The following is a 20,260-nucleotide window of genomic DNA, read 5'->3' as shown; positions in this document are numbered from 1 at the left end:
TATATAAGGGTTAACGATGACAGTCATAAAAGAACCAGCATTAGATGAAGTATTGCTTAAACCCTTAGTCGAAGCGGCTTTGATCGAAGATTTGGGCAGACGCGGCGATATCACTTCGCAAGCGACCATTCCAGTTGATAAGCAAGCCCAGCTCCAGATTAAAGCGCGACAAGCTGGTGTGATATGCGGTATGGATTTGGCGCGACTGTCTTTTGCTATGGTGGATACTCAGATTGAGTTTAATGCTCAAGTGAACGATGGCGAAATGGTTGCTGCTGGTACAGTTTTGGCGACCGTTCGTGGCAATGCTCGTCATTTGCTAACAGCAGAGCGTACGGCATTGAATTTTATGACGCATCTTAGTGGCATTGCGACAGCGACGAGGCAGATTGTCGACAGTGTCGCAGAGTACCGGGCGCAGATCACTTGTACGCGTAAGACCATTCCGGGTTTGCGTATTTTACAAAAATACGCGGTACGCTGCGGTGGTGGACGCAATCATCGCTTAGGATTGGATGACGCAATTTTAATCAAAGACAATCACATCGCTATAGCAGGTGATATCAAGACAGCCATTCAACAAGCTCAAGATTTTGCTGGCCATCTGATGCCGATTGAGGTCGAAGTTGATACATTAGATCAACTACAGCAGGCGCTAGATGCTGGCGCAAGCTTAGTGTTATTGGATAACATGACACCCGAAGTATTGTCACAGGCAGTAGCCATGTGTAACGGTCGTGCAAAAACAGAAGCGTCGGGTGGCATTACACCTGCAACGGTACAAGCAGTAGCAAAAACGGGCATTGATTTTATTGCGATGGGGTATTTGACGCACAGTACTACGGCACTAGATATCGGTTTGGATTTTAGCGCCTAGTTTGGATTCTTGATATTTACTCTAGATGTTTTGATCATTGAGATTATTACATATTGTGCAAATAGGTAGCTTGGCAGAAGCGCCTATTCGAAGTAAAAAAAATTAAGGCAGGCACACAGAAATATTTAGGCAAAGTTAATGATTTTGTTGGCTTATCTCCCTATGATACAATGCCATTTTTTAATGCCTATTGGGTCATTTTCGCACTTGCATGATGGCCTTAATTTTTGTACACGTTGTATCAATATACAAGCGAGCGCTCAGTGAATACTGAAATTATCAAGATAATCTTAGCCTTTATGGTATTGATTAACCCATTTAGCGCCCTGACGTTATTTTTGGATTTGACCCGTGGTTATTCGATGAATAACCGACGCAAAGTCGCGCGTGTGGCTTGTTTGACGATTTTTATTACCATTAGTTTTTTTACCATAGCAGGTGAAGGGCTACTAAAAGTACTTGGTATTTCTATTGGCTCGTTTCAGCTGGCAGGGGGAATATTAGTATTTTTGATTGCGTTGAATATGATGAATGGTGAGGGTAATCCCGTTAAGCCTGATCAAGAAAACTTCGATGTCGATCATGTACAAGACGCACCGCCTACGATGGCCTCTGCTGTCGTTCCGATTGCCATTCCGATGATGATTGGCCCTGGCGGTATTTCTACCGTTATTATTTACTCTTCGCAAGTTTCTGGTATTTTGCAGGTGTCTGCCATATTGATTGCTGGATTGTTTATCAGTCTGTTTTGTTATTTGGCGTTAATGGCAGCGGGTCGTATCAGTCGTTTATTGGGCGATACTGGACTAAACATCATGAGCCGAATCATGGGTATGCTATTGGCTGCGGTCTCTATTGAAATTATTGTGAATGGCTTGCGGACGTTGTTTCCCAACTTAATATAGGCATTGTCTGATTTAAGTTGTCTAATTTAAAAAAACCAAACACGTTGGTGAGATGTGTTTGGTTTTTTGTTTTTATGGACTGCAATTGCAGCCAAACGCTTTGCTCTCTAGGTGACTTTTACATTCTTATTGTTGGTATAGTTGATTTACTTTAAAACCGAGATAATGCTACTGGGAGAAATTTTTCGCCGCCTCTGTGCTAGCAGCACGCAAGGAAAATTTGTACCAGTAGCACGTAGCCCTTAACGTATCGATTTTAAGTCGAATTGACGATATCTTATAGGATATTGAAGAGCTTATGATTCTGATGGCAGTTATTAACTGCTGTATAAGTGCCACGCCAAATACAACATTAAGATACCTACAAAAGCGTCGAGAACATTCCAGGCCTTTGGTTTGGCAAATAGTGGTCTGAGCAAACGAGCGCCATAACTTAAGGCAAAAAAGAAAAAGAAAGACGCACTGACAGCACCTGCCGCAAATACCAGTTTGCTACTTGCCCCTGTTGAAACCATGCCAACAAGCACCAATGTATCTAGGTAGACATGTGGATTGAGCCACGTAAAGCCAAAGCATAGTAGCAGTGCCTTTTTTAAGCTGGTCACGACCTGTCCATCGACGTTCATTGCATGTGACAAGCGGACACTCGCATACAAGCTGTGCAATCCATAGAATAGCAAAAATAGCACGCCAGCAAATTTTGCAATATCGACGACTTGTGGGTAGCGAGCGGTCACTGCGCCAAAACCACCAACGCCTGCAGAGATCAAGATTGCGTCACTCACAGCACAAAACAGACAAACAAAAAATATGTGCTCGCGCTTGAGTCCCTGTTTGAGCACAAAGGCGTTTTGTGAGCCAATGGCGATAATGAGCGATAGCCCAAGCAAGAAACCAGAGAGATAATCGGGAGCAGTCATAATGGTAAGCTTAACGGATTGAAGAGTAGGAACTTTGACAGTTTGCTTACTGGCAGCGCCAAAAAAAGCTGTTAAGATACGCTATTGGATGCAGGTATGCAATATGAGCACACTGAATGAGGGGCAAGGTGGGTCATGGTAGTAAGTTTGGCAAGAATGCTACAGTCATTTGGGCAAGCTCAAAATGATCTGCCAACGCTGGCGGCTAAAAACGCGCAAAGAGCCAGTCAAGATGCAGATATCGATGACGATAGCAACCAAGCAGAGGGCAAACATTCTGCGCTTACCGCACCTGAACGTGTAGAGCGTATTTGTGATGCATTGGCGCAAGTAAAGGACAGTCGCTCGTCAACACCTTTAACGGATCGTTATTTGTCCAATCGTGCCCAGATGCGGCCTACGAATAGACCTCCTTTTGACCCAGATACATTATGGTATCTTAAATATGGACGCTGTCCGATGATGACTGAGCTTATTGATGTGGTCGATGAAGCCACTTTGAATGCCATGCCGATTGAAGCGGTTGCCATACTAGACCGAATTAATGGTAAGTTAAAACGCTACCGTGAGTGGAGTAGTGAGCTGAATGAGCAGCAACAACCGCATAACGAGCGCCAATTTGTCATTGATAAGCTGGTGTCTGAGAGCGTTCCTGAAGCGCTATATCATTATGAACAATTACAGCGTTTTAGTCCCCATCGTACAAAGAACAGTATGGTGCAAGGCAAAATGACGGCAGGTGATATGCTAACGGATTTGTTTTTAGAGATTGACTATGAGCTTGATGAGTTATTAGATGAGTTGCATCAAACAGTGATGAACCGGCTTGCCTCCACACACCGTTACGTCAAAAGCCGTACGCAAAACTAGGACAGCCACATTTAACCGATATCAGCCACTAAAAATTATAAACAATAATTTATGAGAAACGTTTACTCTCATACATATAAAGATATTTAAGCGCTGTTGAACCATAAAAGGACAATCTGATGACCCAATTGACTGCGATGTTCGTGATGTTTGTTTTATACGGGATGCTACCAGCAGCTGGGTTATATCTAGGTTACCGTGGTATCAAAAAAGTCACTGCACCTAAGATGCTTGAATATAAAGCCATGCCGCAATTGGGTTATATCCCTGAAAAAAGCTTACCCGAAGACGTCAAAACAGTACTCACTCAGATTAACCAAAAAGGTGAGAAGCTTCGTCTTATCTATGGGGATACCAATAACGATGGGAAAATTGACGACAAGGATACGGTCAACGAAACCTACATCATGATTCAAAATTTGATGGACACTCACATACCTAATGCCGTGGCTGATTATCGCCGTTTACATGACTTAGATGGTGCGCTTGCCGATACCACCAAAATTAAGCACTCGAATGTCACTGGCAAAGAAGCATTGCTCGAGGTACTTGGAACCATCAATACACAGTTTGATGACTTGCTAAATGCTTCTTACCATCAAGATGGACAAAAACTGCTGGTCACTAATAGATATCTACAAAAGCGGTTTGATAATCCAAAAACTGATGCGGATGTGCCTTCGCTTAATAATATTAGCGATAGTGTCAAAGTAACGCATGATTCTGATAGAAGTAGTCCAAAAGATAACAACATCAAGCTGTGAGTGATAGACGTTAAACATGAACTGATAGGGCGCATGATTGAAAGACAAATAGTGAGTGTATATGAGTATACTAATAGGCGTTGGCGTCGTGACAACGATTACCACCTTTTATTTGGGGAAAAAATGCTGGCACGCTTTTCATAAGGCGGTTGGTATTTCTCCAGGTGTACTCACGTATCAAGATTATCAGGTACCCTTGTCATCATCTACGCTACGCTGGCAACAGCTCACTTTAAACAAGCAGCACTTAAAACATTTACCAGAACATCAGTTGCAGCAGCTAAAACGTATTGATGAAAAAGTAAATCACTATCAGTCTTATCAAAAAGAACTACAAACGCAAAATAAAACCCCTGCTGTCACCGAAGCGCAGTTTGTATTACATAAAATGCTACAGACGCGACTGCCTGAAATGCTGACCAGCTATCATCAGTTAACGCATATTCAGGCAAACGCCAAACACGCAAGTTATGAAAAAAAAGCGGAAGCGGCCGAGTTGCTACAAAAGGTATTAGATAATATTGAGCAGCGTTTGGATAGATTATTGGAACAAATGGAGATGCAGCACCTGCAAGACCTGCGCATGATGAATCAATATCTTGAGAGTCATGATATCTAAAACTATTAAAGTTCGCATCGGCCCAATAATTAAGCATAAAAAAGCGGCCAATGATTATTTGTCATTGTCCGCTTTTTTTGGACTAGCGCTATAATTATCGTTGATTCACTATAAAATTAACCAAGTACTACTGAGATAAATTTCACATAGCCTCTGTCAGCAACGACACAGCAAGCAAGAACTCAGTAGCGTGTTATAACGTTGGTACTTACTCTATTTAGACAGTAAATTAACGCTTGTCGTTACGGTCACGAGTATTGCGCGAACCGCGACTTGCAGGACTGCCGCTACTCTTAGGTTTAGCACTGCCGTTATTGCTATCGCCACGACTATCTGGACGACGTGCTTTTAGTGGCTTGTTTCTGATACGTTCTTGCTTCTCTTTTGCTGCACCATGTAGACCAGTACCATAACGTGGGCGCAAGCTCACCAAATCTGTCAAGGTGTTGATGTCTTTTTTGTCCAGCTCTAAGAAACGACCAGTACGCAACTCTTTTGGTAGGGCAATCGTACCGTAGCGTGTACGGAGTAGACGGCTGACTTTTAGACCTTGCGACTCAAACAAACGACGTACTTCGCGGTTACGACCTTCTTTTAACTTGACGTGATACCATTTATTGACGCCTTCACCGCCGCCGTCTTTGATATCTTCAAACTGTGCCATGCCATCTTCTAGCATCACACCAGCCGTCAAGTTTCGAGCGATCTCAGGCGTGACTTCACCTAATACACGTACCGCGTATTCACGCGTCACTTCGCTCGATGGATGCATCAAACGGTGCGCCATTTCACCATCGTTAGTGAACAAGAGCAGGCCAGTTGAATTGATATCCAAACGTCCAACCATCACCCAACGATCGTGCGTCAGTTTTGGTAAGCGCTCAAAAACCGTTGGACGACCTTCAGGGTCTTTCGCAGAACACACTTCGCCTTCTGGTTTATAGTAAGCGAGTACGCGGCGACGCTTTTCGTTTTCGGCGGTATACTTGATCTGACGGCCATCAACGCGAATCTCATCACCTTGTGTTACGCGGTCACCAATCGTGGCTGGGCCATTATTGACAGAGACACGTCCCGCCTTAATGACTTCTTCCATCTGACGGCGTGAACCAAGTCCCATACGGGCAAGCGCTTTCTGTAACTTTTCATCTTTCATAATCATGTCCTTGAGTCGGTGGATTTACATTTCTCAATGTATAAAATTGGAGTGACTATTCTACGCTATTTTGACCACTTTAGCACGCAAACCTGTCGCTAATAATTGCAATTATCTAAGCTATGGTAAGTAACCATTTGGCTAAAATCTTTAATTATGGTGGACTATGTAAATAATATTTATCCTATTCTTATATAAGTTGAGTTAATAATGTGTCGACGTGGCTAGGTCATCATCAGTGTTATCAAATATACTGACACATAAGTAAAGAAAGATAGTGAAGATGGCTCGCCATATGAGTATGCTTTTAGTAAAAAAAGTATAAAAGTATGTGTTTTTACAAGCTAAAACTATACTTTCTACAGAGAAATATCATAGATAAATATATATTGCTGATAGATAGGTTCTAGTAGCTTAAGCTATAGTAAATTATGTTAATGAATGTTTGAAAATCCTATAAATTGTTAAGTCCTCTGCGTGTTGTCCGTATATACAATTTGTAGTATTATCACCAGCTAATGAACCTACAAACCAAATACAGTAGTCAGAGAATATTGATATTCCCTTAAGGACTAGTAATTATTCCTACTAGAAATAATTAGTTATATAGAATATTAGCATAATATTAAACAAAGATTGCACTGCAGGTTATCTGTAATCATCCCTAATGAAGGGTAACTTTTTCAAGTAGACTCAATAGCATCAAAAGCACCTATCTGTTAGGCTAGGTTGAAAAGATAATATTTGAGATTATATAAAACTAGAAAAATACAACATAATAGGTTAAAAGAGTAGTTTCGTCAGTTTACAGAGGGTTATTGAGAAGAAACCATAAGTAAAGTCTCAAAAACTAAAACGGTAATTTTTGAAAATAGTGATATATAGGGCTTAGTTATGGATATTAGTGAAATTAAGATTGCAATAATTGGCCTTGGTTATGTAGGCTTGCCGTTAGCTGTTGAATTTGGTAAACAACATACGGTGGTCGGCTTTGATATCAATACTGATCGTATCAAAGCATTGAAAGATGGTATTGATCATACTTTAGAAGTCAGTGATAAGGAGCTAGCACAAGCGACACATTTAAGTTACAGCTCGGAAACTGAAGCATTGAAAAACTGTAATTTCTTTATTGTGACTGTACCTACACCGATAGATGATTATAAGCAGCCTGATCTTAAACCCCTTATTAATGCTTCAAAAGTTATTGGAACTTTTTTAAAACAAAACGATATTGTAGTTTACGAGTCGACGGTATATCCAGGCGCAACAGAAGAAGTTTGTATCCCTGTATTAGAGGAGTTTTCTGGACTGACTTTCAATAAAGATTTTTATGCAGGTTATAGTCCGGAGCGTATTAATCCAGGCGATAAAGAGCACCGTGTTATAAATATCTTGAAAGTGACCTCAGGATCTACACCAGAGGTTGCAGATTTTATCGACGAGGTTTATAACTCGATTATTATTGCAGGCACGTACAAAGCGGAAAGCATCAAGGTTGCAGAAGCGGCCAAGGTTATCGAAAATACACAAAGGGATGTGAATATTGCCCTCGTCAATGAGCTAGCAGTTATTTTTAATAAAATGAACATAGATACTGAGGCGGTGCTAAAGGCAGCAGGAACAAAGTGGAATTTTCTACCCTTTCGGCCTGGACTAGTAGGGGGTCATTGCATTGGTGTTGACCCTTATTATTTGACACATAAGGCTCAAGCCATAGGCTATAATCCAGAGATTATACTTGCTGGTCGTCGTCTAAATGATAGTATGGGCACGTATGTAGTCACACAGTTAGTTAAGAAAATGATTAAGAAGCGCATACAAGTTGAAGGCGCTAGAGTATTAATACTGGGATTGAGCTTTAAAGAAAATTGTCCTGACGTACGTAATACTAAAGTAATAGATATATTACATGAGCTAGAAGAGTATAATATAGACGTCGATGTCTACGATCCTTGGGTAGATGCTAAGGAAGCTAAGCGAGAATATAATATAACACCGATTTCTCAACCTGTCTCACAGCAATATGATGCTGTTATTTTAGCAGTCGCTCATAATGAGTTTATCGATATGGGTGTAAAACGCATCAGAGATTTAGGTAAAAATAACCATGTACTATATGATTTAAAATATGTTTTTAATAAAGATGTAACTGATATTCGCCTATAACCCTTTTAAGTAATACGGAAAAAATTCATGACAGCTATAGCTTACGAAAAAGTCAAAGAAAAGTTAGTCCAAACTCCTAAAACATGGCTGATCACTGGGGTTGCAGGGTTTATAGGATCAAACTTACTTGAGACATTATTACTTCTTGATCAAAAGGTCGTAGGTTTGGATAATTTTGCGACTGGTTTTCAGCATAATTTAGATGAAGTCAGAGGTTTAGTAAGTGATGAGCAATGGCAGAGATTTAATTTTATAGAAGGTGATATTCGTCAGTTGACTGACTGCGAGGCTGCTTGTAAGGATGTAGATTATGTATTGCATCAAGCTGCTTTAGGCTCAGTACCACGTTCGATCGCTGATCCTATCAATACTAATAATACTAATATACTAGGCTTTTTAAATATGCTCGTAGCTGCACGAGATGCCAAAGTAGCTAGCTTTACTTATGCAGCAAGTAGCTCAACTTATGGTGACCATCCTGCTTTACCTAAAGTTGAAGATAATATTGGTAACCCTTTATCGCCTTATGCTGTCACCAAATATGTTAATGAGCTCTATGCAGACGTATTCGCGCGTACTTATAACTTTAAAACCATTGGTCTGCGTTACTTCAACATCTTTGGTAAACGTCAAACCCCTGATGGAGCCTATGCTGCAGTAATCCCTAAATGGACTGGTGCGATGATCAGTGGGAAGGAGGTATATATTAATGGTGATGGCGAGACCAGCCGTGATTTTAATTTTATCGAAAATGCAGTACAGGCCAATATTTTAGCAGCGGCTGCTTCTGAGGAAGCTAAAAACCACGTCTATAATGTTGCTGTTGGAGGTCGTACAACACTTAACACTTTGTTTACTGCGTTGAAAGAAAATTTAACTAGCAATGGTGTGGACTATGCTCAGAGTCCAGTGTATAGAGGTTTTCGAGAAGGTGATGTACGTCATAGCCAAGCAGATATTAGTAAAATTCACAAAATTTTAGGTTACGTTCCACAGTTCGATATCATTCAAGGTATCGAGAGAGCAATGCCATGGTATGTTAAGTCTCTAAAATGATATTGAGTATAGGTTTCTAAATAATAAAGTTCGGGTGCTTTACGGGAAGTTAAAAAGTTTAAGTAAGTTCTTAAAAGATATATGTGTTATAGGTACTAGTATAGTAATACAAAAAGTGCTGTGAATATAGAATTAAGAAATATTAGAAATTTTGATAATTTATAACTATCAATTAAGGCGTATCCTCAATTCGATTAGCAGTCATTTAAATGAACTAAAAATGGCTATATTTTGTAAAATAGCATCAAATAGCTTGTCAATACTCTGGTACTGTCTAAGCTATTTTTATTATTTGACGGTAAGCGGTCTCACTTCTACCTGTATTTTCAAAATGAGATCTGCCTTAATTGAATATCGTCAGATTTTACTAATCATAACGCTTATACCGATATCTACCTATTTACTTTTTTGGTCTCGGTTTTACTCCACTCTAGGATTTTTTTGCCCAGCCAGGTACAATACTAAAGGTAAATAAACGCTCAGTTTTGTATACTATTTAAGCATAAGACAGGCATGCAACGTATTTGCGAGCGCTGTCTTTACTTTTTTAACGCTTCCTCTATTGGAGTTATTATGTCTACTGTCCAAGGGTCTGCCATGGTTTTGGATGGCAAAGCACTTGCCAAACAAATAGAACAGCAACTACGCACACGTGTGGATGCCATCAAGGATAAAACGGGACGTACACCAAGCTTAGCGACGATATTGGTCGGTGATGATCCAGCGTCAGCCACGTATGTGCGTATGAAAGGCAACGCCTGCAAGCGGGTTGGTATGGATTCTATACGAGTCGAGATGCCAAGTGAGACGACGACCGAGCAGCTAATGGCAAAGATAGATGAGCTGAATAACAATCCTGACGTGCATGGTATTTTGCTGCAACATCCTGTGCCTGCCCATATCGATGAGCGGGCTTGTTTTGAGCAGATCGACTTGGCAAAAGACGTCGATGGCGTGACTTGTCTTGGTTTCGGTCGTATGGCCATGCAACAGTCCGCTTATGGTTCATGCACACCGCAAGGCATCATGCACTTGCTAGACCATTATGGTATTGAACTTTCAGGTAAAGAAGCGGTGGTAGTAGGGCGCAGTGCCATCTTGGGTAAGCCAATGGCAATGATGTTATTGAATGCTAACTGTACAGTGACTATTTGCCATTCCAGAACCGAAGACTTGGCTGCACATATCAAACGTGCCGATATCGTCGTTGGTGCAGTAGGGGTACCTGAGCTGATTAAAGCAGAATGGATTAAGAAAGGTGCCGTTGTCGTCGATGCAGGTTTTCATCCCACAGATAATGGCGGCGTTGGTGATATAGAGTTGCAAGGTGTAGAAAATATCGCCAGTGCCTATACACCAGTACCAGGCGGCGTCGGACCAATGACCATTAACACTCTCATTCGCCAAACAGTCGATGCCGCTGAAAAATCAGCAGGTTTGGACAACAGCACAGTTAGCTAATAAAATTACTGTTAAACCATTTATCTGAACGGCAAACACGTAAATCATAAAAAAGGGCTACCAATAGGTAGCCCTTTTTTATTTGCTTTATCAAAAGGTCAATGAACACCTATTCGTTAAAGCTGACTTGGTAAGTTGACTGGTGAGGGTGTATTATACATCCAGATCTGGGTAGTGTCTTTGTTGCCTAATGAGCCTTCAAAGCTCCAGCCCCACGTCAGTAGCGAGTCATTTTTTAAGTCACTCATGTTGTTTTGATGGCGCGGTTTTTCGTGAGCAATCAGATGCATAATACCTACTGCCATATTATCGATATTTTTTAGGCTGAGCACCTTATTGTTGGGTTCATCTAAGTTGCGATAAATGGTATTGCCAGCACTGTTCGTTTCGCCAAACGCACCCCAAGGGTAGAGGATACCATTGGCTTTTGATTCAGTGTCTGTCGATTCAGGACTCATAGATTCAGAATCAATCAACATATTGTCTAATAACGCATAGCTGGCATGACCGTTGGCATAAACACGGCGGATATCTTTATTAGTAAACCATGGGATTTTGGTTGGCATGACAATGATGTTTGCCCATGCATTTTCGGTATTGTGGAGTGTCTCACCGTTATAGCCGACTTGGCTAGTATCATTTAATCCCCAACCATACACGGTTTCTGCGCTAGTCAATGCTAAGACATGATCGCGCCCTGCAGCAAGCTGAGTCACTTTTTCGGCGTTTTGAGCGGTACTAGATTTGACCTGATCGTTGATAACGTGGATACGTACTGGTGTAGCATTGATATTGGTACAGTGAGTGGCAGTAGTACAAGCACTGCCTTTTCCAAGATTGGCATAAGCATCACTGCCCCAACCCCAGACCTGACCTTTATCATCCAAGGCGTAAGAACTGTTGGCACTAGCGACCACTTGCACAATGTGGCCAATGTCGTTTGCTGCCGAAAAGTCAACACTGACAGGAAGGCTGCTGGTACTGTTCGTGCCATTACCTAGCTGTCCTTGATCATTGGCACCAAATGCCCAAACGCTACCATCACTGGTAAGTATCAAGTTATGCTTGTAGCCTGCCGCTGCCATGACGGCATGGTCTATGCCTGCAATAGGACTGATATTGAGACGACAGTCTTCGGTGTCGTTACAGTTTGTTGCGACCTAGCTCGCCGCGCCCCAACTGCCCATACTTGTCCGCGCCCCAGCTATAGACTTTGCCATGCTTGTCGATAGCCAATGAATGGTTTTGATTATAATTGATAGAAAGCAAGTTTTTTGGTGCACGGCTTATTATCACTGGCGTGTCAGGATGACCCATGACGTCAGTCACTTTGGTTGTTAGGCCAAGACCTGTTTGTCCATAATTGTTGCGACCCCAGCCGTACAGTTGTCCATCTCGAAGCGCTCCTGTATGCGAGCCTCCTGCGGCGACCGTATCACCCAGATAGAGGGTTTTGGTTGAGCGCATGATATTGCCCGCATTGTCTGTGGCTTCTAAAGTGACTTTGTTACTACCCAAGGACAATAAAATACGATCATCAAAATACCCTTCTTTATCAATTGTCAGCGTTTGCGGTGGTTCTTCATTGAGCGTATAAGTTAAGGATCTGATACCGCTACTGTCTTGTACTTGGCCGGAGACAAAGACCGCTGCCACAGCAGTATAACCATCCGTAAAACTGCTGTCGGTCGTTAATAGAGGCGGTGTCCCATCGATGATTGTTATGGCCGTATCGGAATCAGAATTATGGCCACAAGCGGTCAACAGCAAGGCCGTGGCAACGAAAGCCAGTGCTTGCGCAATAGAGGATAAACGCATAAAAACCTTAAAAGAGGCAAGACATTATCGTTTCAAAAAATAAAGCAAAAGAATTCATTGTGACGTCTCATAAAATAGGCGGTTTTGATAGAACCAATCTTAATTGTCTTAGTCGTCATTTTTTGAAATGGTAGGGTATGGATGATAGCAAGCATTGCGCAATAATAGCTGCGAATCATATTATAAGTAAGAATCATTATCAACAATCAATTAGAAAAATAGTATTTGTAGCGATACTATTATTAATAAATGAGTATTAATAAATGAACAAATAGTGATATTCAAAAGGTCGCTATAACCACTTTAATCTTTTGAAATTATAATACAGATAGCCACACAACGAACCAATGATTAGCATGATGACAAAGTAGGAATACTTCCAATGTAATTCAGGCATAAAATCAAAGTTCATCCCGTAGACACCAGCGATGGCTGTTGGTACTGCTAAGATACCAGCCCAAGCAGCAAGCTTACGTACCACTTCGTTCTGTCCCATATTGACCATAGCCATATAAGTATTCATGACCACACTCAGCATCTCATTGAGACCATTTATCGCATCTAAAGAATGCAACAGATGGTCATTCACATCGCGAAAGTAGGGCTTGGCTGCTTGAGAAAAGCCAGAGACCAGCTCGCTTTTTTTGTGATTGATAAAAAAGCTACAGATGTCTTGCACAGGCAGAATAATGGCACGCATGTGTACCAGCTGTGATTTAAGCTCATACAGGTTTTTTAACGTGCCTTTGTCAAACTCGTAGGTAAATACATAACGTTCTTGCTCACGCAGATAGCGACCCAAGCGATCGGTGATCGGCATGTAGTTATCCACGATAAAATCGAGAATGGCATGTAGCACAAAGATAGGGCCCATGCGTAGCTTTTCAGGACGACGGTGACAATGCTCGCGAACGGGCGCATAAGAGTTCGATGGGCCATTACGGATAGTAATCAGGTAGTTTTTACCCATAAATATCGCTGTGGTGCCGTAGCGGATAATGTTACCTTCAAGTTTAGCCGTACGCAGCACGACAAACACCATGTCATTGTCGTAATTCTCAACTTTGGCACGCTGATGATCTGCAAAAGCATCCTCGACAGCCAATTCGTGCAACTCAAAAGCTTCTTTGACTTTGACCATGGTCTCTAGGCTTGGGTCATAAAGACCCAACCAGATAAACTGACCATTATTGCTCAAGGCGCGACTGACATCATTGAGAGCCACTTGATCCAGTTTTTGCCCAGTTTTGCGCGAATAAGCATAGCAGTTGACCACTTCCTCAGAACTGGATAAATCAATATCTTCGTAGCGCTCAGAGTCTGGATCATAGACCGTCATGGTCTCAATCGTGTCTTCAGTCGTCGCATCCGCATCGCCATAAATATAGCTGTCATCATTATCTAAATAAAGATGCTTGTCATTCATATTGGCATAAATACGATTGACGTTGGAGTCAGGTGCAATACGCGCTGTTTTTTTAATTAACTGGTCGTTATTGTTTTCCATACACCCTCCCTTAATAAAGTAAAAGACTTGTAATAATCAAAATAAAAAATACGTTTTATTAGAGCGCGTAACTTTTTAATGTTTCAATATCGACCAAGCTCAATAAACTTTCGTGGCACGCTTCTAGTTTTATTTGTGGCGCAATATCAAAGTCCAGTGCTTCAACCCAGCGCAGAGCACAGATACACCAGTAATCGCCAGGTTTCAAGCCCTCAAAGCCATATTCAGGCAGAGGTGTAATGAGATCATTACCGCGACTGGCTGAGAAGTTCAAAAACTCACTAGTCATCTTGGCGCAGACGGTATGCTGTCCGACATCATGATTGCCAGTATGACAAAAGCCATTGCGATAATAGCCAGTAATTGGGTCAAAACAGCAGCTGGCAAGCGCTGTGCCCAAAACATTGGTTTGATTGATAGCGGGGTTTGGGTGGTAATCAGATGACATAAGGCTTCCGAGATAAAAATATGCGTTAGTGTACCATGAGTCTGTGCCTGAGGCGTTGTTCTAACCACGCTTATAATTTTCTTTATCGTTGATAATGTAAGTTACTATTCTTGATTGATCATTGTATGTATAAGGCGATTAGACACTTTTCATCTTTGATGTTGATGAGAATTAATTAGATGGTGATTGTGGCGAATTGTGACTAGGCGAAGCCAAACTGCTATGCTAAACTAAAGCGTAAAGTGCCTTGATTATTTATCGCAATGTATTTGTGCATAAAGATACTCGTCTTATCATTCTAAATTATACTTATTACTCACCCTTTTGCGGCTACCTAGTTTGTTTATAAATAATTGGGTCAATGATGTTGCGCGTTAAAAATAAAAAATGCACGATATTAACCCAATTGTAAATATAACCTTTAGGTATCGCATCAGTACCGCGTTTTTTTGGTAAGCGCTACGCCAAACAAGGATTTATTGTGTCTGTCAGTTCTGATTCTGCAAAACTCGCCCAGTCAAATACCATCAATAACGCTGCGGCTCATTCTGCCGAAAACGGCGCTATGCCTAAGCGTATACCTTCTTTTAACGACGTTGCCAATAGTTGGTTGTTGCCTGATGGGGTAGTGGACGTATTGTTTGAAGATGCCCATAAGCAAGAAGTGCTTAGGTATCGTTTGACGCAGCAGCTCATCACGCATGGTTATCAGCTGGTGAGTCCGCCAATGATCGAGTTTACCGAATCGTTGTTACGTGATGCCTCAGAGGATTTAAAGCGTCAAACATTTAAGATTATTGACCAGCTGACAGGTCGATTGATGGGCGTACGTGCTGATATTACTCCGCAGATTTTGCGTATCGATGCGCATCATGGTGGTACTGGTATAGCCCGATACTGTTACGCGGGTGATGTGATTCATACCTTGCCTTCAGGGCTTTTTGGTTCACGAACACCGCTACAACTGGGTGCCGAGATATTTGGTTGCGCCTCGCTTGCCGCAGATATCGAGCTGATTGATGTTCTGTTCACTATGATCAATACGCTAAACATGAGTGCTGCCTTACATATCGATTTGGGGCATGTGGCAATCTTTAAGCGGCTGGCTGAATTGGCGCAATTGTCAGATGGTGATACCGAGCAATTGATGCATTTATATGCCAATAAAAACTTGCCAGAGCTAAAACGGATATGTCAGGCCTTGCCGATGGGTGATGATTTTTATGTATTGGCTCGCTTTGGTCATGATATTGCCAATCTGTTGACTAAACTGTCTACAAGCGCTCAGCAAGACAGCCAAGTCGCTGCTGCGATCGATGAGTTACAACGACTAAAAACCCATCTGCAAGAACAGTGGCACTGTGATGTGAGTATCGATGTGACAGAGTTGTCGGGCTATCATTATCATACTGGTATCGTGTTCAATGGTTATATCAATAGCGAAACACAACCACTGGTACGCGGTGGCCGTTTCGATGGTATGCAAAGCGGCAGTCAATTAACAGGTCATGAGTTGCGTGAAGCCACTGGTTTTAGTATGGATGTCAGCCGTTTGCTGGCTCACACTCAGCTTGATGCGCCAACCGTCGTACTGGTAGATTATACGGCGTCCAGCAGTGCAGACGAAGAACAAAAACAAACGCTGCTACAGCAAGTCGAGAGTTTGCGCCAACAAGGCCATCGCGTCACGCTGCCATTAAATGCAGAAGACCGTCCAAACAACATAACGCACCAGTTAAGCTTTGTAGACAATCAATGGCAGTTGCAGGCTGTATAAGCCTATCAGCTCAGTTATTAATTGATTAAAACCTACTGTAAACGAAGCATTGATTTTTGAAGTTGTTATTACTTTTTAATACTATTAACGTTATCGTTATTAAAACTATCGTGGTTTTTAAACCGTTATTACACACACCTCAATACATAAAGGTAAGGATTGATCATGGGTAAGAATGTCGTAGTTTTGGGTAGCCAATGGGGCGATGAAGGTAAAGGTAAAATCGTTGATTTACTGACCGAAAAAGCCTCAGCCGTCGCTCGCTTTCAAGGCGGTCATAACGCTGGTCACACGTTGGTTGTCGATGGCAAAACCACCGTCCTGCATTTAATCCCATCAGGTATCTTACGTGAAGGCGTGACATGCTTCATCGGTAATGGCGTGGTGCTGGCACCTGACGCACTTTTAAAAGAAATGAAAGAGCTTGAAGACAATAATGTACCCGTACGTGAGCGTCTACGCATTTCACCAAATTGTCCACTTATCATGCCATACCATGTTGCCCTTGACCAAGCTCGTGAAGCCAAGCGCGGTACTGGTAAGATCGGTACGACGGGTCGTGGTATTGGTCCTGCGTACGAAGATAAGGTGGCTCGCCGTGCAATTAAGCTAGCTGACTTGTTCCGCAATGATCTAGAAGAAAAACTGCGCAACTTGATCGAATATCATAACTTCCAATTGACTGAGTACTATAAAGTTGATGCGATTGATTTTGATGAGACGCTTAGACTTTGTAAAGAGTGGAAAGAAGAGATCAAAGGGATGGTTACCGATGTAACTGAAGACTTGAATCAGTTGCGTTTGGATGGCAAAAATCTGATGTTTGAAGGTGCTCAAGGTACGTTACTAGATATCGACCATGGTACGTATCCATTTGTGACCAGCTCGAGCGTGACAGCTGGCGGCGTATCGACAGGTACTGGTATTGGCCCGCTGTATTTAGACTATGTATTGGGTATCACTAAAGCCTATACCACACGCGTTGGTAGTGGTCCGTTCCCAACTGAGTTGTTTGATGATGTTGGCGCGCATTTGGCCAAAGTTGGTCATGAGTTTGGCGCAACTACAGGCCGTGCTCGTCGCTGTGGTTGGTTTGACGCAGAAGCGCTACGCCGTGCTGTAGTATTGAACTCACTGTCTGGTATCTGCTTGACCAAGCTTGACGTATTGGATGGCTTAGAAGAGTTGCTAATCGGTGTCGGTTACAACCTACCTGAGACAGAGTGTGCAGGCGCACATGATGCTGAATTCTATGAGTCAGTTACACCAAAGTATGAGACGCTACAAGGCTGGAGCGAGTCAACCGTTGGTATCACCAATTATGACGACCTACCAGAAAACGCCAAAAAATACATCAAGCGTATCGAAGCATTGATTGACTGTCCAATTGATATCATCTCAACCGGTCCTGACCGCGAAGAGACCATCGTACTTCGTGACCCATATGATGCTTAATTATAGTAAACCAAATATAAAGCTGTTGCTGTATTAGCTGTATATTTGTCCCACTATTGATAGGTAGATCAAATAATAAGACCCCAGTGCTCAGCATTGGGGTTTTTGTTTGTATAAAAAATCAGGGCTTTATTAATGGCTTGAGGCGGCCAAATTTACTTTTATGCAAGACACAATCATAAATTAACCCTATCATTTATAGTCTTAATCATTATAATAGGCAGCAATCCTATGTTGGCTAAGTTGGCGCTCATGTTGTCCTATAGGCAACCCATGAATCGGTTAAATCAGCTTAAATCAACATTGTGGCTAAAGAAAAAACAAAGTAATTACTATTCTATTTTTTATTGAATTTATCATTTATTAGGAGCTTTTTATGGCTAACGAACGTACCTTATCTATCATCAAACCTGACGCGGTTGCTGGCAACCATATCGGCGCGATCTATGACCGTTTCGAACAAGCGGGTCTAAAAATCGTTGCAGCGAAAATGCTACAACTTGATGATGAAAAAGCAGGCGGTTTTTACGCTGAGCACGCAGAGCGTCCATTTTATAATGATCTAAAATCGTTCATGATGTCAGGTCCAGTATTGGTATCTGTATTAGAAGGCGAAAACGCCATCGCTAAGCACCGTGAAATCATGGGTGCAACCAACCCAAAAGACGCAGAAAAAGGTACTATCCGTGCAGATTTTGCGAGCAGCATCGATGAAAACGCGGTTCATGGTTCAGATTCAGCAGAGTCAGCCAAACGCGAAATCAGCTATTTCTTCAACGATGACGAAGTTTGTGCTCGTACGCGTTAATAGCGGCAATTATTAATATCGACTAGTATCTATTCTAGTAATAATTAATGATTGGTTTCGCAAAACGGCTTATATCTTAGGGGTATAAGCCGTTTTAACGATTATAATAATGTCAGTTTTTATTGAAATTATCGATTTTCTCCCTCATTATCGTATTTAATCAGCGTTATCAATCCCTTATCAGCATGCTTTTATCAAATTTTTATCTGTGACTGGATAAATCAATTGATGAAACGGGCGCTTATAACGGATTGCTCATGCACCGCATATAGCAACATCCATATAAATAATTGCATCGATTGTTTAATTTCATGCAAAAAGGTTACTTATTATGTCAACTGTACAAACACCGACCCAGCACGTACCGACTAAGATTACAGATAGCATCAAGCTAGTCGATGAAGCGCAGGCAAAAACCAATTTGTTAGGCATGACGCAAGCGCAACTTGGCGAATACTTCAAAAGTATCGGCGAAAAACCCTTTCGCGCCACACAGGTCATTAAGTGGATATATCAGCACGGTGTGACTGATTTTGAGCGTATGACCAATTTGAGCAAATCCTTGCGTGATAAATTGTCACTCAATGCGTGCGTCGTTCCACCAAAAGTGATTCATCGTCAGTATAGCGATGATGGTACACGTAAATGGGTGTTTGAAGTCACAGGTGGCTCACTAGTTGAGACTGTGTTAATCCCAGCAGATGACAGTAAACTTAATGGTCGCAAAACTCTATGCGTGTCTTCACAAGTGGGCTGTGCATTGGACTGTAGCTTTTGTAGTACAGGTAAGCAGGGGTTTGAGCGCGATTTGAGTGCCGCTGAAATCATCGGACAGCTTTGGGTGGCCAATGCGTCTTATATGACGGATGAAAATGAAAGCTTAGAGAACGTTGACCACAGCTTGTGGGAAAACAACGTTACTAATGTCGTCATGATGGGTATGGGTGAGCCATTACTTAACTATAAGCCTGTGGTCGGCTCGATGGAAATTATGCTAAGCGATCACGCCTATGGCTTATCAAAGCGTCGTGTGACTCTATCGACCTCAGGCGTCGTACCAAAAATGTATCAGCTGGCGCAAGACATTGACGTGGCATTGGCCATCTCATTACATGCGCCAAACGATGAGCTACGAAACGAATTGGTGCCTATTAATAAAAAGTACCCATTAGATGAGCTTATTGCGGCAGCAAAAAATTACGTCTATGATGTCAATCCACGTCATAAAAAGCACGTGACGATTGAGTATGTCATGCTGGATGGCGTCAATGATAGCAATGAACATGCAGCGCAACTGGTTAAGTTATTGGAAGGTCTACCAAGCAAAATCAACCTCATTCCATTTAATCCGTTCCCACATGCCCCGTATGACAAATCAAGCAACAATCGTATTCATGCATTTAGCAATATTTTGAGTCAAGCAGGTTTTGTTTGTACCATTCGCCAAACTCGCGGCGATGATATTGATGCCGCTTGCGGTCAATTGGTTGGACAAGTTGCTGATCGTACCCGACGCTCAGCCGCTTGGCAGCAGAGTATCAAAGATCGTGAAAGTGTATAGTTCAATGAGCGTATTAACTATAAAAATTCGCTTTGTATAGCAGCTTAGTTGTCTTTTATCTATCACAAAGGTAATAAAAATGTAGCAAT

At 41.9% G+C, this 20,260-nt stretch carries 18 protein-coding genes; 12 read left to right on the top strand and 6 right to left on the bottom strand.

The window, feature by feature from the left end:
* Nucleotides 1-16: 16 nt before the first annotated feature.
* Both nadC and ACT3TH_RS02125 read left to right on the top strand, forming a co-directional pair.
* Nucleotides 17-877 carry a carboxylating nicotinate-nucleotide diphosphorylase gene (nadC, locus tag ACT3TH_RS02130; RefSeq protein WP_444754199.1) on the top strand — a complete coding sequence of 287 codons (861 nt, stop codon included), beginning with the start codon at nt 17-19 and terminating at the stop codon, nt 875-877.
* 263 nt (nt 878-1,140) lie between these two features.
* Complete coding sequence (locus ACT3TH_RS02125; protein WP_444754198.1) at nt 1,141-1,782, top strand: MarC family protein; 642 nt, start codon at nt 1,141-1,143, stop codon at nt 1,780-1,782.
* Nucleotides 1,783-2,099: 317 nt separating this feature from the next.
* Here ACT3TH_RS02125 and ACT3TH_RS02120 read toward each other — a convergent pair whose 3' ends face one another.
* Nucleotides 2,100-2,702 carry a LysE/ArgO family amino acid transporter gene (locus ACT3TH_RS02120; protein WP_444754197.1) on the bottom strand — a complete coding sequence of 201 codons (603 nt, stop codon included), beginning with the start codon at nt 2,700-2,702 and terminating at the stop codon, nt 2,100-2,102.
* A 135-nt stretch (nt 2,703-2,837) separates the two neighbouring features.
* Between ACT3TH_RS02120 and ACT3TH_RS02115 the strand changes: the two genes are divergently transcribed.
* The 3 genes from ACT3TH_RS02115 (at nt 2,838) to ACT3TH_RS02105 (ending at nt 4,955) form a co-directional block, all read left to right on the top strand.
* On the top strand, nt 2,838-3,572 hold the full coding sequence (locus tag ACT3TH_RS02115) for a hypothetical protein (RefSeq protein ID WP_444754196.1): 735 nt from the start codon (nt 2,838-2,840) through the stop codon (nt 3,570-3,572).
* A 119-nt stretch (nt 3,573-3,691) separates the two neighbouring features.
* Nucleotides 3,692-4,336, top strand: a complete 645-nt coding sequence (locus ACT3TH_RS02110; protein WP_444754195.1) for a hypothetical protein — start codon at nt 3,692-3,694, stop codon at nt 4,334-4,336.
* A 61-nt stretch (nt 4,337-4,397) separates the two neighbouring features.
* Nucleotides 4,398-4,955, top strand: a complete 558-nt coding sequence (locus ACT3TH_RS02105) for a hypothetical protein (RefSeq protein WP_444754194.1) — start codon at nt 4,398-4,400, stop codon at nt 4,953-4,955.
* A gap of 229 nt (nt 4,956-5,184) precedes the next feature.
* Here the strand turns inward: ACT3TH_RS02105 and rluB are convergent, their stop codons facing one another.
* Nucleotides 5,185-6,111, bottom strand: a complete 927-nt coding sequence (gene rluB / locus ACT3TH_RS02100) for a 23S rRNA pseudouridine(2605) synthase RluB (RefSeq protein WP_444754193.1) — start codon at nt 6,109-6,111, stop codon at nt 5,185-5,187.
* Nucleotides 6,112-7,005: 894 nt separating this feature from the next.
* Between rluB and tviB the strand changes: the two genes are divergently transcribed.
* The 3 genes from tviB to folD all read left to right on the top strand — a co-directional run bounded on the left by tviB (nt 7,006) and on the right by folD (nt 10,797).
* Nucleotides 7,006-8,280, top strand: a complete 1,275-nt coding sequence (gene tviB, locus ACT3TH_RS02095; protein WP_444754192.1) for a Vi polysaccharide biosynthesis UDP-N-acetylglucosamine C-6 dehydrogenase TviB — start codon at nt 7,006-7,008, stop codon at nt 8,278-8,280.
* Nucleotides 8,281-8,307: 27 nt separating this feature from the next.
* Nucleotides 8,308-9,336, top strand: a complete 1,029-nt coding sequence (locus ACT3TH_RS02090) for an NAD-dependent epimerase/dehydratase family protein (protein WP_444754191.1) — start codon at nt 8,308-8,310, stop codon at nt 9,334-9,336.
* 573 nt (nt 9,337-9,909) lie between these two features.
* The gene (gene folD / locus ACT3TH_RS02085) at nt 9,910-10,797 is read left to right on the top strand and encodes a bifunctional methylenetetrahydrofolate dehydrogenase/methenyltetrahydrofolate cyclohydrolase FolD (protein WP_444754190.1); all 888 of its coding nucleotides are present in this window, start codon (nt 9,910-9,912) and stop codon (nt 10,795-10,797) included.
* Between the two features lie 116 nt (nt 10,798-10,913).
* Here the strand turns inward: folD and ACT3TH_RS02080 are convergent, their stop codons facing one another.
* The 4 genes from ACT3TH_RS02080 to ACT3TH_RS02065 form a co-directional block, all read right to left on the bottom strand.
* Complete coding sequence (locus tag ACT3TH_RS02080) at nt 10,914-11,882, bottom strand: RCC1 domain-containing protein (protein WP_444754189.1); 969 nt, start codon at nt 11,880-11,882, stop codon at nt 10,914-10,916.
* 58 nt (nt 11,883-11,940) lie between these two features.
* Complete coding sequence (locus ACT3TH_RS02075; protein ID WP_444754188.1) at nt 11,941-12,615, bottom strand: hypothetical protein; 675 nt, start codon at nt 12,613-12,615, stop codon at nt 11,941-11,943.
* Between the two features lie 292 nt (nt 12,616-12,907).
* A complete protein-coding gene (corA, locus tag ACT3TH_RS02070) occupies nt 12,908-14,122 on the bottom strand; it encodes a magnesium/cobalt transporter CorA (RefSeq protein WP_444754187.1) in 1,215 nt (404 codons plus the stop codon).
* Between the two features lie 58 nt (nt 14,123-14,180).
* Nucleotides 14,181-14,570 carry a DUF2237 family protein gene (locus tag ACT3TH_RS02065; protein WP_444754186.1) on the bottom strand — a complete coding sequence of 130 codons (390 nt, stop codon included), beginning with the start codon at nt 14,568-14,570 and terminating at the stop codon, nt 14,181-14,183.
* A 481-nt stretch (nt 14,571-15,051) separates the two neighbouring features.
* Here ACT3TH_RS02065 and ACT3TH_RS02060 point away from each other — a divergent pair, with 481 nt between their 5' ends.
* From ACT3TH_RS02060 to rlmN, 4 genes are all read left to right on the top strand, one after another.
* Nucleotides 15,052-16,347, top strand: coding sequence for an ATP phosphoribosyltransferase regulatory subunit (locus ACT3TH_RS02060; protein WP_444754185.1), 1,296 nt, complete (start codon nt 15,052-15,054; stop codon nt 16,345-16,347).
* A gap of 165 nt (nt 16,348-16,512) precedes the next feature.
* Nucleotides 16,513-17,802: an adenylosuccinate synthase gene (locus tag ACT3TH_RS02055; protein WP_444754184.1), complete on the top strand. Its 1,290-nt coding sequence runs from the start codon at nt 16,513-16,515 to the stop codon at nt 17,800-17,802.
* Nucleotides 17,803-18,178: 376 nt separating this feature from the next.
* Nucleotides 18,179-18,610, top strand: coding sequence for a nucleoside-diphosphate kinase (gene ndk, locus ACT3TH_RS02050; protein ID WP_346717933.1), 432 nt, complete (start codon nt 18,179-18,181; stop codon nt 18,608-18,610).
* 331 nt (nt 18,611-18,941) lie between these two features.
* The gene (rlmN, locus tag ACT3TH_RS02045) at nt 18,942-20,171 is read left to right on the top strand and encodes a 23S rRNA (adenine(2503)-C(2))-methyltransferase RlmN (protein WP_444754183.1); all 1,230 of its coding nucleotides are present in this window, start codon (nt 18,942-18,944) and stop codon (nt 20,169-20,171) included.
* Nucleotides 20,172-20,260 lie beyond the last annotated feature (89 nt).

The organism is Psychrobacter sp. AOP22-C1-C5, from assembly GCF_052378885.1.
Lineage (GTDB): Bacteria > Pseudomonadota > Gammaproteobacteria > Pseudomonadales > Moraxellaceae > Psychrobacter.
This window is presented reverse-complemented; position numbering and strand designations above follow the sequence as displayed.